The sequence below is a fragment of the Erythrobacter sp. HA7-11 genome (assembly GCF_055693605.1).
Map to the genome: position 1 here is coordinate 1,331,942 of NZ_JBVFUF010000002.1, position 16,329 is coordinate 1,348,270.

Annotated in this window: 10 protein-coding genes and 2 pseudogenes; 8 read left to right on the forward strand and 4 right to left on the reverse strand. The window is 57.7% G+C overall.

All coding sequences use genetic code 11. The annotated features are described in order from the left end of the window. Positions 1 to 23 precede the first annotated feature (23 nt). The gene (gene dapA / locus ACZ1GU_RS06930) at positions 24 to 905 is read left to right on the forward strand and encodes a 4-hydroxy-tetrahydrodipicolinate synthase (protein WP_472647314.1); all 882 of its coding nucleotides are present in this window, start codon (positions 24 to 26) and stop codon (positions 903 to 905) included. Between the two features lie 3 nt (positions 906 to 908). Here the strand turns inward: dapA and ACZ1GU_RS06935 are convergent, their stop codons facing one another. Beyond that, the gene (locus ACZ1GU_RS06935; RefSeq protein ID WP_472647315.1) at positions 909 to 2,234 is read right to left on the reverse strand and encodes an alpha/beta hydrolase family protein; all 1,326 of its coding nucleotides are present in this window, start codon (positions 2,232 to 2,234) and stop codon (positions 909 to 911) included. After that, positions 2,231 to 2,890, reverse strand: a complete 660-nt coding sequence (locus tag ACZ1GU_RS06940; RefSeq protein WP_472647316.1) for a hypothetical protein — start codon at positions 2,888 to 2,890, stop codon at positions 2,231 to 2,233. The genes ACZ1GU_RS06935 and ACZ1GU_RS06940 overlap by 4 nt, the downstream gene beginning before the upstream one ends. A gap of 147 nt (positions 2,891 to 3,037) precedes the next feature. On the opposite strand from ACZ1GU_RS06940, the gene smpB reads away from it, so the two are divergent. The 7 genes and pseudogenes from smpB to alaS all read left to right on the forward strand — a co-directional run bounded on the left by smpB (position 3,038) and on the right by alaS (position 14,249). Next, positions 3,038 to 3,520 carry an SsrA-binding protein SmpB gene (gene smpB / locus ACZ1GU_RS06945; protein WP_472647317.1) on the forward strand — a complete coding sequence of 161 codons (483 nt, stop codon included), beginning with the start codon at positions 3,038 to 3,040 and terminating at the stop codon, positions 3,518 to 3,520. Positions 3,521 to 3,699: 179 nt separating this feature from the next. Beyond that, positions 3,700 to 4,299: a DUF2062 domain-containing protein gene (locus tag ACZ1GU_RS06950; protein ID WP_472647318.1), complete on the forward strand. Its 600-nt coding sequence runs from the start codon at positions 3,700 to 3,702 to the stop codon at positions 4,297 to 4,299. Positions 4,300 to 4,376: 77 nt separating this feature from the next. Further along, positions 4,377 to 6,830 (forward strand): response regulator, encoded by a 2,454-nt coding sequence (locus ACZ1GU_RS06955; RefSeq protein WP_472647319.1) that lies wholly within the window; start codon positions 4,377 to 4,379, stop codon positions 6,828 to 6,830. A 113-nt stretch (positions 6,831 to 6,943) separates the two neighbouring features. Next, a complete protein-coding gene (locus tag ACZ1GU_RS06960) occupies positions 6,944 to 8,452 on the forward strand; it encodes a DUF4139 domain-containing protein (RefSeq protein WP_472648727.1) in 1,509 nt (502 codons plus the stop codon). A gap of 186 nt (positions 8,453 to 8,638) precedes the next feature. Beyond that, positions 8,639 to 10,135: a DUF4139 domain-containing protein gene (locus tag ACZ1GU_RS06965; RefSeq protein ID WP_472647320.1), complete on the forward strand. Its 1,497-nt coding sequence runs from the start codon at positions 8,639 to 8,641 to the stop codon at positions 10,133 to 10,135. Positions 10,136 to 10,312: 177 nt separating this feature from the next. Beyond that, positions 10,313 to 11,378 (forward strand): annotated as a pseudogene (gene recA / locus ACZ1GU_RS06970) (recombinase RecA). Positions 11,379 to 11,590: 212 nt separating this feature from the next. Then, positions 11,591 to 14,249: pseudogene (gene alaS, locus ACZ1GU_RS06975) on the forward strand (alanine--tRNA ligase). A gap of 27 nt (positions 14,250 to 14,276) precedes the next feature. Here the strand turns inward: alaS and ACZ1GU_RS06980 are convergent. Together ACZ1GU_RS06980 and ACZ1GU_RS06985 are read right to left on the reverse strand one after the other, a co-directional pair. Further along, positions 14,277 to 14,462, reverse strand: coding sequence for a hypothetical protein (locus ACZ1GU_RS06980; RefSeq protein WP_472647321.1), 186 nt, complete (start codon positions 14,460 to 14,462; stop codon positions 14,277 to 14,279). 52 nt (positions 14,463 to 14,514) lie between these two features. Next, positions 14,515 to 16,278, reverse strand: a complete 1,764-nt coding sequence (locus ACZ1GU_RS06985) for a cation:proton antiporter domain-containing protein (protein ID WP_472647322.1) — start codon at positions 16,276 to 16,278, stop codon at positions 14,515 to 14,517. Positions 16,279 to 16,329 lie beyond the last annotated feature (51 nt).

Here is a 16,329-nt window from a genome sequence, read left to right on the forward strand (position 1 = left end):
AGTCAATTTAGAGGAATACAACAATGTTTAGCGGCTCAATCCCCGCTCTGGTGACTCCATTTCGCGATGGAGCGTTTGACGAAGCTGCATTTCGCCGCCTCGTCGACTGGCAGATCGAGCAGGGGAGCTCCGCTTTGGTTCCGTGCGGCACGACGGGTGAAGCTTCGACTTTATCCAACGCTGAGCACCACCGCGTGATTGAAGTGTGCATCGAGCAAGCTGCGGGCCGTGTGCCGGTGATTGCGGGTTGCGGATCGAACGATACCAAAAATGCTGCACTGCATATGAATTTCGCGAAAAAGGCAGGGGCGGCGGCGGGACTTTGCGTTGCGCCATACTACAATCGCCCAAGCCAGGCAGGCCTGATAGCGCATTTCAGCTATCTGGCGGAAAACTGCGATCTGCCGATTGTGCTCTACAATGTGCCTGCGCGGACCGTGACCGACATTGAAGATGAAACCGTGGTCGCGCTGGTCAAAAAATATCCCGAGCAGATTGTCGCGATTAAGGATGCAAGCGGAGATCTTTCCCGTGTCGCGGATCATCGCATGGGGATTGGCCGCGACTTCTGTCAGCTTTCCGGCAATGATGAACTATGGCTTCCACATTCCGCTGCTGGCGGGCGAGGGGCAATTTCGGTTACCGCCAATGTCGCACCTGCTTTGTGCGCGGAGTTTCATGACGCGATTGCTGCAAACGAGCTGCAAAAAGCGCGCGAGCTCAACGATCGGCTATTCCCGCTGCACTATGCCATGTTCTCTGATGCGTCGCCCGCGCCAGTAAAATACGCTCTTAGTCAGGTGCATGACTGGATCGAGCCGAGCGTGCGGCTACCAATCGTCGAGGCCAGCGATGTAGCGCGCAAAGCGGTTGACGCGGCACTAGAACACGCGGGATTGGTGTAAGATCTAATCGGCGGGGTTGTGCTTTTGAACGAAGCCAACCGCAGCCTCCAGCATCGTGCGCCGAGTTTCAGAGCGTGACAGCCAGTGGTCCTCGCCATCAAGGCTGATCAACTCATAAGGTTTATCTGCATCCTTCAGCTTGTCCGCCATCTTGGAGGAATGGCTATATGGAACCACGATATCGTCGCGGCCATGGATCAGCATGATCGGCGCATCGGCTTGGTCGGCAAAGCGTAGGGGGGAGACGGCGTCCCAGCCTGAGCGCGGTCCAAGCTGATTCAGCAATGCGGCTTTGGTCGTGCGCTCCTTACCCGATGCCTGATAGTCTTGTTGATACATGTCCTTGATATCGCTGACTGGCGCGACCGCAACGGCGCAGCGATAGATTCCTTTTTGCAAGGTTACGCCAGCCAGAGCAGCATAGCCGCCGTAGCTCGCGCCTACGATACAAGCGCGCTTAGGGTCGACTATCCCGTCGGCGGCAAGCGCGGCGAGGCCATCCGACTTGTCGGTTTGCATCTTGAGACCCCACTGACCGTAGCCCGCCGATGTGAACTCATCGGACACACCGGTCGAGCCGCGGAAGTTGGGCTGAAACACCGCATAGCCGCGCGACGCATAGGCTTGCGCCCGCCAATCGAATGTCTCTTTGTCATGAGCGTGCGGACCGCCATGCGGCAGGATCACAACCGGCAGGTTCTTCGGCTCGCGGTCTGGTGGAAGGGTCAGAATACCCGACATCTTGAGACCGTCGCTTGTCTCATATGGAAAGGTAGAAACTGGCCCAACATATTTGGGCTCAATTTTCAGACGCTCATAGGCGAGAGGATGCGCGCTGAGATTTGCAACATCAACGCTATACCAAGTTCCGCTGTCGCGGTTGCCAGCTGTCCTCACGATCATTTGTGACAGGTCGCGCGTCCAATCGATCGGCCGCGTTTCATAGCCCCTAAATGCGGCCTGTACCTTGCGCAGCGCATCACCCTTTTTCTCGTCGGAGAACACGATACGCTCTTCGCCGCCGCGCTCTTTATATCCCATCAAGCGAGCAGACTGGTCATCAAAGAACAGACGTTCGACCGAGGTATCAGGAAGAAACTCAGTCAACTCGCCACCTTGCGAAGGCACTTGGAACCACCGAACACCGTCTTCTGTGCGCTCTGAAAGCAAGATTGATTGGCCATCATTGCTGAGACCCAGGAGGCCAATCCGGGACAGAGGATTGTTGCCTCGCGCAATCACTTTGTTTTCACCGTTACGCAGCGTCCAATTGCCATTGTTGTCATCAATGTCGAATGTTGCTGCGATTTCGCCATTGGCGTCGATCAACCAATCGTTGTCATGACCGGGCCGGGCGGCATTGGCGACCCTCTTGACGGAAAAGTCCTGCAAATCGACCCGAAAAAGATACGGGCGGCCATGATCAAATTCATACTCTCCTCGCGAACTTTTTTGAGCTGGATTCCGCCGTAAAATCCGAAATATCGGTCACCAATCTTCCGGATCCCATAGTCGCCCGCAATGGAGTCGATAATATTGCGGCGATTGGCGAAGATCATGCCTGCTTCGAGGCCTTTGGTGACGGGCAGAACACGGCCAATGAAGAATTCCGCCTTGTCGGTGGTGAAATTCCGTCCAAGATCTTCCGTCTGGCTCGTCACAAGCAACAGGCGATCTTCTCCAATCCATTCGATATAACGGATTTTCAAATCGCCCACAGGCATGTTGGCGAGGATCGTTGATTGTCCCTCAATAGCGACGATTGACCTTTTGCCTTGCACCTCAGCGATCAGAGCGACCCGCTTACCCGAAGGCGAAAGAGTAGCGTCTTCGACATCCGGCAACTCGCCATATTCCGCGAGCGGAAGCGGAGCGAGACGCTCAATCGCCTTCTCTTGCTTGTTCGGCTGTTCTTGAGCTGCCAGGTTAACGGGCACCAAACAGCTGGTCGCTGCAGCCAAAGCAGCGATAGAAACGAAACGCATGAATTTATGACCCCATATCATCGATCAAGATGAAGTTTGCCCCTGCCGCAAACTCTTCAACCAAATCATGCCGAATAGGATTGAAAATTCAAGAGTATTTGCAGCCACATTGCCAATTTAGCGCAAGCGACTAAATGACACAGTGTTATGGCACGCCCCAAACCCGAAACTTTCGACAAACATAAAGTCGTCGCGGAAAATCGCCGCGCACGATACGATTATCATGTCGACGAGAAATTCGAAGCAGGGCTGGCGCTGCAGGGAACCGAGGTAAAGGCGCTGCGCGCAGGCGAGGCGAGCATTGCAGAAAGTTATGCCGAAGTGCGCGATGGTGAGGTTTGGCTGATCAATGCCAATATCCCTGAATACAGTCACGGAAATCGGCTGAACCATCAGCCGCGCCGGATGCGCAAGCTGCTGCTCAATGCCCGCGAGATCGGCAAGCTGTTCGGAGCGGTCGAGCGCAAGGGCATGACGCTGGTCCCGCTATCGATCTATTTCAACAAGCATGGGCGGGCGAAAGTTGAGCTGGCTTTAGCAAAGGGCAAGCAAGCTCATGACAAGCGTCAGAGCGTGAAAGAGCGCGATTGGAAGCGCGACAAGGCCCGGTTGATGCGCGAGCGCGGATAAAGTCAGCCGCTAGCTTTTCTGATCTGTAAGTATTCACCCACTGGTCAGCGTCGATTTTCTACCCATATGCGATGCATGGTCTCTGGATTGCAATTCGCCGATGCCCACTTGCAATTTGTAAGTGGCAAGAGCAGTGCGCGGCCAAGTCCAACCCCAAACTTCCAGGTTGAGCCGATCCGATGAACGCTGAGCGCCGCAAAACCTGGGCGATGGACACCATTCGCAAATATATGCCCACGCGCGAACAGCTGGCGGGCAATCGATATCTAAAGCCTTTCGCGCATCGGTTTCTTTCTCCCGAATTGTGGCGTTTCACGCGCAGGTCTGTGCCGCGCGGCTTTGCGTTGGGATTATTCTGCGGTTTTGTCATTCCGGTTGGCCAGATTTTTCTGGCGGCATTTATGGCGCTACCTGCGCGCGCGAACGTGCCGCTTGCTTGCCTTGTCACCTTCATCACAAATCCCTTCACCTTTCCGTTCTGGGCTGTGATCGCCAACAGGATCGGTGACTTCATGCTCAGACTTGATCAAGCAAGCATGGGCGGCGAGGTCCAAATTGAAATGGCGAGCGGGCGGTGGTCCTGGTTTTTCGAATTGTTCGAAGGCGTGGGCGTCACCTTGCTGGAGACGGTGTTCGGCTTTGTTGTGCTCGCTCTGGTCTCGGCTGCTTTGGGTTATCTGATCTCCGGTGCGGTTTGGCGCGTCATGGTTGCGCGTCGCCGTGCAAAACGCTTGGCAAGGATGGAAGCGCGGCTCGACCAGCGGCTCAATGCCAACTAAGATCAGCGCTTAATTTTCTCGCTTCCGGTCGGCCAACTGGCCAAGACCGTGCACGCTTGCTGGAGACATTCTTGTCCATGAAATCGGTTTTGATCAGGACTAGCGATAGCACCGATCAAAGTCGGCTATTGGTTGCCGGACTGGTTGCAGCACTTGGATTTAGCGCAGTTGTGCTGTGGATAGCAACGCGAGAGCCAGCGCTCGTCCTTTCCTATGCGCTTGGATTGGCGGTTTTGTTGGTCGGCGCGTTTGCGTTTGAGCGGATGCGGTCTGAACCTAGCGCTCTGGTCGAATCCGCGCCTGATTGGACAGTGACCATCGCCGCAATTGAGCAATTCGGAGACGCGGTTGCCATCACTGACCGTGCAAACCGCCTGGTCTGCGCGAACTCCGCTTTTGTTGATGATTTTGGTATCGGCGCTGCGCCGCCTTCCTTGCCGCTTGAACGGGCCGAGCTTGAGGTTATGACGCGGCTCGCCAGAGAGGCATGGCGTGACGGCTCTGGCGCCTTGGAGGAGCTGAAGGGGCGGTCTGGTGACACCCCGTGGAGCGTAAAGGTCGAGCGCGTCGGGCGCGGTGAAGATCATTTGATCTGGCGCTTTCGCAGGCATGTTTTGCCCAATGCTGATGCTTTGGCTGATCTCGATCTCGCCGGACCCTTCGGTCGAATGCTAAGCCGTGCCGGGATCGAAACAGCCATCACCAGTGCGGATGGCGTGATCAAGTCGGTCAGTTCAGGATTTGCCGAGCGCGCTGCGGGAGATGCAAGCGCGACAATGGCGGGACAGGATTATGTGTCGTTCCTGCGTTCGGACGATCGCGACCGTATTTTCTTCGCGCGCGAGGGTCGCGGTGGAACGCCGCAAACGCTGATCCATGTGCCGCTCGATGATCCGGACTCGCGAGCGCAATCGGGACCCGATGAGGCACCTTCCTTGATGCTGCTCGTCGATAGTGGTGTCGGGATCGGCAGTGGTTGGGACGGGTCGTCGCAGGCTGGTGTGGCGCAACTCGATGCCCTGCTAGCGCAATTGCCGCTCGGCCTGGCCATGACTGATCGCGACGGTCGCTTCCTGTTCTGTAACGACGCTTTTCTGCGCTCGGTGGATCGCGAGGGCAGGGGCCTACCTGCCTTCCCGACCGATCTGGTGGTGCGAGAAGATAAAGGCGCTTTGTCGGATGCAGTTCGGCGGCATGGCCGTGGTCCTGCAACTAGCGGTGATATGGCCGTTCGCCTTTCGATCCAGCCAGACGAGCCGGTGTCTCTAGGCCTTGCTGGCGTGCGCGGGCTGGGTGAGGCTGCCGTCCTGCTAAGTCTTGCTGATTCGAGCGAAGAAAACCAATTGAAGCGACAGGTCGCGCAGGCGACCAAGATGCAGGCGGTCGGGCAGCTGGCAGGCGGCGTGGCGCATGACTTTAACAACGTGCTGACAGCTATTATCGGTACATGCGATCTCATGCTGTTGCGCCACACACCAGGCGACAGCGACTACGACGACATTCAGCAGATCAGGGCAAACTCCAACCGCGCTGCATCGCTGACGCGACAATTGCTCGCCTTCTCCCGCCAGCAGACCTTGCGCCCAGAGATCCTGCAACTGCCTGACGTGGTCAGCGAGGTCGGTCCGCTTATTAAGCGATTGCTTGGCGAAAAGATTGACTATTTCGTGCAGCATGATCGCAATCTCGGGGCAGTGCGCGCCGACCCTCAGCAGCTAGAGCAGGTCATCATGAACCTTGCGGTGAATGCGCGCGATGCGATCAATTCGAACTCCCCGAGGGGCGGGCGCATCTCGCTTTTGACGCGGAGTATTCAGGCAAAGGAAGTGATCAAGCTCGGCTCGGAAATCTTGCCCGCCGCGGATTACACGGTGCTGATTGTGCAGGATACCGGCGGAGGCATACCGGCGCACGTATTGCCCAAACTGTTCGAACCGTTCTTCACGACCAAAGAGCAAGGCAAAGGCACCGGCCTGGGCCTCTCCACCGCCTACGGCATCGTCAAACAATCGGGCGGTTTCATCTTTGCCGACAATGTGGTCGACAAGGATGAGAAGGTGAAGGGCGCACGCTTCACCATCTACTTCCCGGTTCATCACGGCGAAGCGCCGAAGAAGAAGGAAGTTGCTTTACCGGAGGCGTCTTCCGACTGGGCGGCAGGCGGCAAGATACTGCTGGTTGAGGACGAAGATATGGTCCGAGCGGTTGCCGAGCGTGCGCTAGCCCGCGCAGGCTATGAGGTCACCGCCTGTCCGGGCGGCGAAGAAGGGCTTTCAGCCATTTCAGAAGGCGGCGAATTCGATCTGATCGTGAGTGATGTCGTAATGCCGGGTATGGATGGGCCGGCTATGGTTCGCGCCATTCGCCAGCAGCGACCTGACATGCCGGTGCTGTTTATGTCGGGCTATGCCGAGGAACAATTGCGCAAGGATATCGACATTCCCGATATGCACTTTATCGCCAAACCATTCAGCGTTCAGGCGATTGGGGACAAGGTCGGCAATGTGATGAAGCAGGTGAAACGCGCCTGATTTCCGCTACTTCCGTCCGGAATACTTCTACACAGCGCTAGCCAACAATCCATTCATCGCGCATACAGAGCGCTCGGTCATGCTCTAGGGATCGGGTAAAGGGAGACTGGGTGATGAAGTCGATCAAGCGGAGTTTGGTAGCGGGTGCGGCGCTTGGAATGAGCGCGGCGATGGCGGGAACGGCGTGGTCGCAATCTATCCCTGACCCCGACGAGACCGCGCAAGGCGATGTCGCGGTTACAATTTACAATGGCAATCTCTCGCTGGTTCAGGATGTGCGCCAGCTCGATATTCAGCGAGGCCGCAGCCGCGTTGAGTTTCCCGATGTCTCAGCCAGTATTCAGCCGCAGACGCTTAGCTTTTATGCGCCCAATACGACGATCATCGAACAGAATTTCGATTTCGATCTTTTGACGCCGGGCAAGCTGATGGAGAAGGCAATTGGCCAGACCGTCACTCTGCTCCGCACGAATCCGGCCACGGGCCGTGAGACACGCGAACGCGCAAAGGTGCTCTCGACTGCTGGCGGTGTCGTCGTTCAGATCGGCAACCGGATTGAGGTTTTGCGCGATGACGGCTTGCCCGTGCGGGTGATCTTTGACCGCGTACCGCCAAACCTTCGCGCGCGCCCGACACTGTCAGTAAATCTCGACAGCTCACGCGGAGGAACGCGGCCCGTTTCGATCCGCTATCTGACGGGCGGTTTGGGTTGGAATGCCGACTATGTTGCGCTGTACAATGAACAGACCGACTCGGTTGATATGCAGGGTTGGGTGACTCTCACCAACAATACCGGCACGACATTTCATCGGGCGAAAACCTTGCTAGTCGCAGGCAATCCCAATGGGCGCGGTGGCAATAGAGGACGCGGCAATCGCAACCTCGTTTCACCCGGCACGGAGACTGCGGGTCGCGAACGCTTGGGCGATTTCTATCTTTATCCGATCACCGCGCGCACAACGATTGCCAACGCTCAGACCAAGCAGGTCAGCTTCCTCGACGTGCAGTCTGTACCAGCACGCAAGATTTACGAACGCACCGTTGCGTGGCTTCGCAATGACAACCGTCCGGTGAATGTCTCAAGCGCGATCTCTTTCTCGACTTCGCGCGATCAAGGGTTGGGCGATGCTTTGCCTGCTGGCACGGTTCGTTTCTACCAACGCGACAGCCAGGGAACGCCGCAATTTATCGGTGAGAACGGCATTGGCCATACTCCGATGGGTAGTGAGCTTTCGCTGAAAACCGGCGACGCTTTCGATATCTTTGTTCAGGCCGATGTTGAAAAGCGCGAGAAGATCACTCGCTCACAATGGGAACGAAGCGCGCGTTATAAGGTCATCGAGGAAGGGCAGGTCACTCGTGAGGTCGAGGTCGAGCGCCGCCGCAATGACGATTTTTATCGCACCACCATGCGCTACACTTTGACCAACGCAAAGCCTGAACCGATCGAGATCGACCTCACGCAAAGCGGGCTCAGCCGTTATTACTGGTCGAACGATTTTCGCGTAATCAGCGAGGACGTGACGGGCGAACAGATCAACAATGACCGGCGCAAATGGGTCGTGCCTGTGCCAGCCAATGGGAAGCGCGAATTCCGCGTAACGTTCGAAACGCGGTATTGATCGGGAGGCGACTGTCATGATGCGCGCCTCCGCATTGTTGTCTGTTTTGTGGCTTAGCCTCGCTTCTGTGGCACCGCCCGCAAGTGCTCAAAGCGAGCCTGCGCGCCCGGTACCGTTGACGCAAGCGCGCCGCAAAACCTTTCGGTTACGATCTACCGTGACCCGACGCGCCGGGAAGGTCAGGAGATGAACAAGGATTGGCCGCGCGGTTTCGCCATGATCAGCGAGACGCGCATGGTCACTCTGCCGGCGGGGCAATCGACAATCCGGTTTGAAGGCGTCGCAGAGGGCATGGTCGGCGTCAGCGCGATTGTCTCTGGCCTGCCCGGCGGAACGATTGAGAAGAACCGGAATGCAGAGCTGCTGTCTCCTGCGGCGCTTGTGAATGGCGCGCTCGGCAATCGGGTAACGATCACGCGAACCAATCCAGCGACCGGTGAAGCAGAGGCTGAAAGTGCGATCGTGCGCACCCGCGCCGATGGCGGATTGCTGCTGCAAACCGAGCAGGGATATGAGGCGGTGCGCTGCGCGGGATTGCCCGAAAAACTCACCTTTGATCGTATTCCAGCGGGCTTATCGGCCAAGCCGGTGTTTTCGATCAACACACGCGATGAAACCGGAGGCACCTATCAGGTTGTGCTGACTTATCTTGCCTGGGGCTTTGATTGGCAGGCGAATTATGTCGCGACTTTGCGAGACGAAAATTCGGTTGGCGCCGACGGCAAATTTAAGCTCGGCCTGCTTAGCTGGCTCACTCTCCTCAATGACAACAATCAAAGTTTCAACGATGCGGAGCTGTTAGTGATTGCCGGCTCTCTCAATATCGTCAGCGATTTCGATGCGCTGTCAGAAGAGCCCGTTGCCGCGCCGATGCGACTCACATGTTATCCCTTCGGCAGCACGGCAGCAGGGACGCCAATCGTTTATCCGGACAATGCGCCTTTGGGGGGCGCCGAGTTGTTTGACAGTGATAGCATTGTCGTCACCGGCGCTCGGCGCGCCAAGTCAAATCTGGAATCGCCAGCGCCGGTTGCAGCTATGAGCGCTGAAGTGATGGAAGCCATTGAAGAACAGCTCGGCGATCTGAAGCTCTACCGCGTGCCTGAAAGAGTCAATGTTTCAGCGCAAGGCTTGAAGCAAGTAGCGTTTCTCAATCGTCAAGATGTCGAGGCTCGGTTCCTCTACCGGGCGACTTGCGAGTTCCAGATAACGCTTGAGGGGCGTGCATATCCCGGCATCAATCCGACCGAAATGCTCCTGGTTACAAAGAATGAGAGAGATAGGGGCTTGGGTGTCGCGCTGCCGCAAGGTGGGCTTGCGCTGTTTGAACCAAGCTCGTTTGGGCCGCAATTGGTCGCCAATCTCGATATGCGCGACTATGCCGAGGATCAGGATATCGAACTTTCGGTAGGTTCCAGTAATCAGGTTTATGCGCAGTGCATTCCCGCCCCTGGGCCGGTCACCAATGCAAATATGCGCGATTGGTTCACGATGGGAGCGAAGCTGAGCAACGCCAATCCGCATGCCGTGCGTGTGCGGATTGATTTTGGCGAATCGGGTGGATGGGATGTACGTTGGCGGGGCGTTAAAACCCGTTCATATAACGGTCGCATCATTGCCGAGATCGAACTCCCGGCCAACGCAGAGCGTGAGGTAAGCTGGCAAATTCGCGCCACCGAATAGCCGCTTAACTCACGAATTTCTTACATTCTTGGGATATATTGGCGCGCCAATCTTTGCCCTGAAAAAATATTTTCGTTCTCCACTTGTTCTATTGGAACAAAGCAGATACAAACTATCCCAACACAGGGGTGGTCGATAAGCTGTATTCGGCCCTAGGCAAGCGAAGGAGGTCATGCGATGGCTGCGCAATTGAAAGTCGTTGAGAAGGAAAAAGGCGTGGACCGTCAAAAGGCACTTGATGCTGCACTTGCGCAGATTGATCGCGCGTTCGGCAAAGGTTCGGCGATGAAGCTGGGCTCTCGGGAGGCGATGAACGTAGAATCGATCCCGACCGGTTCGCTGGGACTGGATATTGCTCTGGGTATTGGTGGCCTTCCGAAAGGCCGCGTGATCGAAGTCTATGGTCCGGAAAGCTCGGGCAAAACCACGCTGGCGCTGCATGTTATTGCTGAGGCGCAGAAGGCTGGCGGCACGGCAGCTTTCGTCGATGCCGAACATGCGCTTGATCCGGTTTATGCCAACAAGCTCGGCGTCGATATTGACGAACTGATCGTCTCGCAGCCTGATACGGGCGAACAGGCGCTTGAAATTACCGACACTCTGGTTCGCTCGAATGCGATCGACGTGTTGGTTGTCGACTCAGTCGCGGCGCTTGTCCCCCGCGCTGAAATTGAAGGTGAGATGGGCGATTCCCACGTGGGCCTTCAAGCGCGGCTTATGTCCCAATCGCTGCGCAAGCTGACCGGGTCGATCAACCGTTCGAAGTGCATGGTGATCTTCATCAACCAGCTGCGCATGAAAATTGGCGTGATGTACGGCAATCCGGAAACGACGACGGGCGGCAATGCGCTCAAGTTCTACGCCTCGGTCCGCCTCGACATTCGCCGCACCGGTCAGATCAAGGATCGCGACGAAGTGATCGGCAACTCGACCCGTGTGAAAGTGGTGAAGAACAAGGTTGCTCCGCCGTTCAAGCAGGTCGAATTCGACATCATGTATGGCGAGGGCATCTCCAAAACCGGTGAGATCCTCGACCTTGGCGTGAAGGCTGGCATTGTCGAGAAATCAGGTAGCTGGTTCTCTTACGACAGCATTCGCATTGGGCAGGGGCGTGAGAACGCCAAGAAGTATCTCAAAGATAATCCAGAAATTCGTGACCAGTTGGAAGCTGCTATTCGCGGTACGGACCGACGAGGTCGCCGAGGAGATGATGACGGGCCCGGACGCGGAATCCGACGACTGATCCTCAAGCGGGCGCGCTTTGATTGCGCTCGGAAACTCGGAAAGCCGGCATACGCCACTCCCCCTCGGCGATGCCGGCTTTTCTGTGCCTGCTCTTGAGTGAGCATAGGCGTGACTCCAGTCCGGCCTATTGCCGGAAATGTTCGCACACAGTGTTCGCAGGTCACTTGGTGGCTTGTCGCTGCGCATCGGATTGCCTAACTGCGTTCCACCATGACTTCGACCAACGACATTCGCCGTTCTTTCCTCGATTTCTTCGGGGCTGCTGACCATGCGCAGGTGCCTAGCGCCCCTTTGGTCCCGTACAACGATCCCACCTTGATGTTCGTCAATGCCGGGATGGTGCCTTTCAAGAACGCGTTTACCGGGCTCGAGACCCCTCCAGCGCCGCGCGCTGCATCGTCGCAAAAATGCGTGCGCGCTGGCGGCAAGCACAATGACCTCGACAATGTCGGCTACACTGCCCGGCATCACACTTTCTTTGAAATGCTCGGCAATTTCTCGTTTGGCGATTACTTCAAGGATCAGGCGATTGAACACGCTTGGACTTTGCTCACTCGCGAATGGGGACTGCCAGCTGAGAAGTTGACGGCCACCGTCTATCACACGGACGATGAAGCGTTCGATCTTTGGCGCGAGATTTCTGGTCTGCCTGAAAGCCGTATCATTCGTATCCCAACCAACGACAATTTCTGGTCGATGGGTGACACCGGGCCCTGTGGTCCGTGCTCGGAAATTTTCTACGATCACGGTGACCATATCGAAGGTGGTCCTCCCGGCAGCCCTGATGAGGATGGTGATCGGTTCGTCGAGATCTGGAACCTTGTTTTCATGCAGTTTGACCAGAAGGCTGATGGTGAGCGCGTCGACCTGCCAAGCCCTTCGATCGATACCGGCATGGGCCTCGAACGGATCGCCGCTGTGATGCAGGGTGTGCACAACAATTATGACACGGATACTTTCAAGGCGCTGATTGCCGCTTCTGAACAGCTGACCGCTGTGCCGGCGCAAAGCGACCAAACTGCTAGCCATCGCGTTATCGCGGATCACCTGCGTTCAGTGAGCTTCCTGATGGCGGACGGCGTTTTGCCTTCGAACGAAGGGCGCGGATATGTGCTGCGGCGGATTATGCGACGCGCAATGCGTCATGCGCACTTGCTGGGCGCCAGCGAGCCTCTGATGCACCGACTTGTGCCCGCACTCGTGACCGAAATGGGTCAAGCCTATCCCGAACTGACGCGAGGTCAGGCCTTGATCGAAGAGGTGCTCGAGCGCGAAGAAACCCAATTCCGCAAGACCCTCGAAAAAGGTCTCAAGCTGCTCGACGAAGCGACGGGCGATATGGGTGAGGGCGGCGAGCTCGACGGCGAAACTGCGTTCAAGCTCTACGACACATACGGTTTTCCTTACGACCTTACCGAAGACGCGCTGCGCGCGCGGGGGATCGGTGTCGATCAAGCTGGATTCGATGCTGCAATGGAGCGCCAGAAAGAGGCCGCCCGTGCTGCATGGAAAGGCTCAGGTGACGCCGCATCAGGCGAGGTTTGGTTCGATATTGCAGAGCGTGAGGGCGCGAGCGAATTCACGGGTTATGCCTCGACGTCGGGCGAAGGCACTGTCGTCGCGATCGTCAAAGATGGCGAGGAAGTGCAATCGACCGCCGCTGGCGATGAGGTCGTTCTGCTCACCAACCAGACACCGTTCTATGGTGAGAGTGGCGGGCAAACCGGTGACACTGGCACGATCAACACGCCCGCAGGCTTTGCCGCGACCGTTAATGACACGTCCAAACCACTTGGCCGCTTGCACGCTCACCATGTGAAGATCGATGCTGGTGCGGTGGAACTTGGTGATAGCGTTCACCTCGATGTTGATGTTGAGCGCCGCGATCAGGTGCGGGCCAACCATTCGGCGACCCACCTGGTTCATGCGGCGCTGCGCAATCGTCTCGGCGGACATGTCACGCAAAAGGGATCGCTGGTCGCGCAGGATCGGCTGCGCTTTGACTTCTCGCACCCAAAGCCGCTTGAGGATGCCGATGTCGCCGCCATCGAGGCGGAGGTGAATGCAGAGATCTCGCGCGAATGAGCCGGTGGCGACGCGTCTAATGAGTCCGGATGACGCGGTTGAAGCCGGTGCATTGGCTCTCTTCGGTGAGAAGTATGGCGATGAAGTGCGCGTGCTTTCGATGGGCCGGGCGAGTGAAGACGACCGCAATTACTCAGTCGAATTGTGCGGCGGAACGCACGTAAAGGCGACGGGTGATATTGGCGTTTTCCGGATCGTCTCGGAAAGCGCGGTATCCTCAGGCGTCCGGCGGATCGAGGCGCTGACCGGGGAGGCTGCACGCCAATGGCTGGTCGAGCGCGAGGAAGCGCTGAAGGCTGCTGCCGGCGCTATGCGGGCAACTCCAGAAGAAGTGCCGTCGCGGATCGCTTCTTTGCTTGATGAGCGCAAGCGGCTCGAAAAGGAACTGGCTGAGGCGAAGAAGGCTTTGGCGCTTGGCGGCGGTGGATCGGGAGATCAGGGCTCTGCCAGCGCGGATGAAGAGATCGCTGGTGTGAAGTTCAGCGGTCAGGTGCTTGAGGGGCTGAACCCGAAGGAGCTGCGCCCTCTGCTAGACGAAGCCAAAGCGCGCCTCGGTTCGGGTATTGCAGCAGCGGTTGCGGTGAATGATGGCCGCGCGGCGCTAGCGGTCGCCGTGACCGATGACCTGACCGACAAACACGACGCAGTCGCGCTTGTCCGGGCTGGCGTTGAGGCGCTTGGCGGCAAGGGCGGCGGTGGCCGCGCGGATATGGCGCAGGGCGGCGGGCCGGAAGGCGATAAGGCTGCCGACGCGATCGAGGCGGTGAAAGCTGCGCTTACCTGACGTTGCCAACGTCCAGGACCTCAGGCGTCAGGCGTCAGGCGTGTCTTTGGTCACACCGCTGCTACCTTGCGGTACATCGTTACCGCCGGTGTCTCCGGGCTGTCCGCGAGATCCGTCGGTTGGCGCCGAGTCTTTCAACGGTCCCTTGACGTTCTGTGGCTTGAACTTTTCACTGTTCGGGGTCGGTTCTGACGGGTCATTTTTGTCAGCCATTTTCAATCTCCTATTGCTGTACCAACGCGCAACTAGGAAAATTGTTCACCGATCAACTGTCAGTCGTTGAAGTCCTTAGCTTCGGTTTGCTGCTGAGCCTGCCTTCGATCTCGAGCTTTTCGCGGAACTCATCGCGCTTCTCGTGGATGGAGGCGATGACCGGGCCCATCGCCACACCGATATCGACGAGCACTGCTTCGGATAGTTGCAGCGAGCTTTCGAGGTTTTCGGGGACTGCGTGGCTCGCACCTGCCCGGTAGAGGGCGGCTGCGTGATCGGTGTCGCGGGCACGGGCCACGATTAGCAGCTTCGGATAGTCTTTGCGCAGTTTGGTGACGAGACGCTGAGCCAGCACGGGCTCGTCCATGGTGAGGACGACTGCTGGCGCTCGTTCAATGCCTAGCCTGGTCAGGGAATTCCCGCGGACCGCATCACCGAATGTCACGCGATAACCTTGGCGTGCCGCGCTCTCGATCAAGTCAGAGTCGGAATCGAGCGCAACATAAGGCTGGCCATGTTTGACCAGCATATCGGCGACCAGACGACCTACCCGGCCTATGCCGATAATGATTGTGCGCGCTTCGTCGTTGTGGTCCTCGGGCAGCTCGGGAATGGGCTCCACTCGGCGGGCGATGACCCTGCCCAGACGAGCCAAGAGCGGTGTGATCGTGAGACCAATGGCGGTCACGATCTGCCAGAATTGGGCCGTTTCCTGATCCACCACGAGGGCTGTGGTGGCCGCCGCTAGCACGATCAGCGTCGTCTCGCTCGGGCTCGCCATCAGTACACCTGTTTCTGCTGCTGTACTGCGCCTTGCACCCATAAGCCGCAGGAGCGTGCCGGTGACAACGGCTTTGAATACGAGCACGCCGACAACCGCCGCCATGATCGGTGCAAGGTTGGCCCAGATTGTCGCCAAGTTGATGGTCATACCGATGGTGATGAGGAATACGCCAAGCGCGAGGCCCTTGAACGGCTCCATGATCGATTCGACTTCGCCATGATACTCGGTTTCCGCGATCAACAGACCGGCGATCAGGGCGCCAACAATGGGCGAAAGACCAACCGCAGAGGTTGCCAGACTAGCCCCGATGACCACGAGCAGAGAGGCGGCGAGGAACAGCTCGGGGCTCTTTGTGCGGGCGGCCTGCGAAAACAAGCTTGGAAGCGCAAAGCGTCCCACGATCAGCAGGACGAGGACGACCAGTCCACCTTGCCACAATGTGTCGGTTAGACCCGTCCAACCCTCGGCCTGGGCATGTGGGGCCAGCGCGCCGAGAATAAACACGATCGGCACGATCATGATGTCTTCGAATAGAAGCATTGAGAGCGCGGCGCGGCCCACCGGCGAACGCGTGCCCGATATTGGCAGCACGATTGCGGTAGAGGAGAATGCAAGCGCGAAGCCCAAGGCCAGCGCTCCAGTCCAGTCCATACCGCTCACATAGCCGAAGAAAGCAGCCGAGACCGAGCCGATGATGAGCAGCTCGAGTGATCCGAGCCCAAACACCATTCTGCGCATCTGCCACAGGCGGTTGAACGACAGTTCCAGCCCGATGGCGAACAGAAGTAGGATGATCCCGAAATCGGCAAAGGGCGCCAAACCCTCAGGATCGGATATCGTTATATATTCCAGCCACGGCTGTTCGGAAACAAGCGCGCCCAGGCCATATGGGCCGACCAGCACACCGATGAGGATGAACCCGATGATCGGTGTGATGCGGAAGCGCGCAAAGACGGGAATCACGATGCCCGCTGCGCCGAGGATCACCAGCGCATCGGAGAGCATCGGGGAGGGGGCGAGTTCTCCGGCCATTTAGTTGGCCGAACGCGGCGCGCGCTGCACAATTGCCGCTAACGCGCCGCT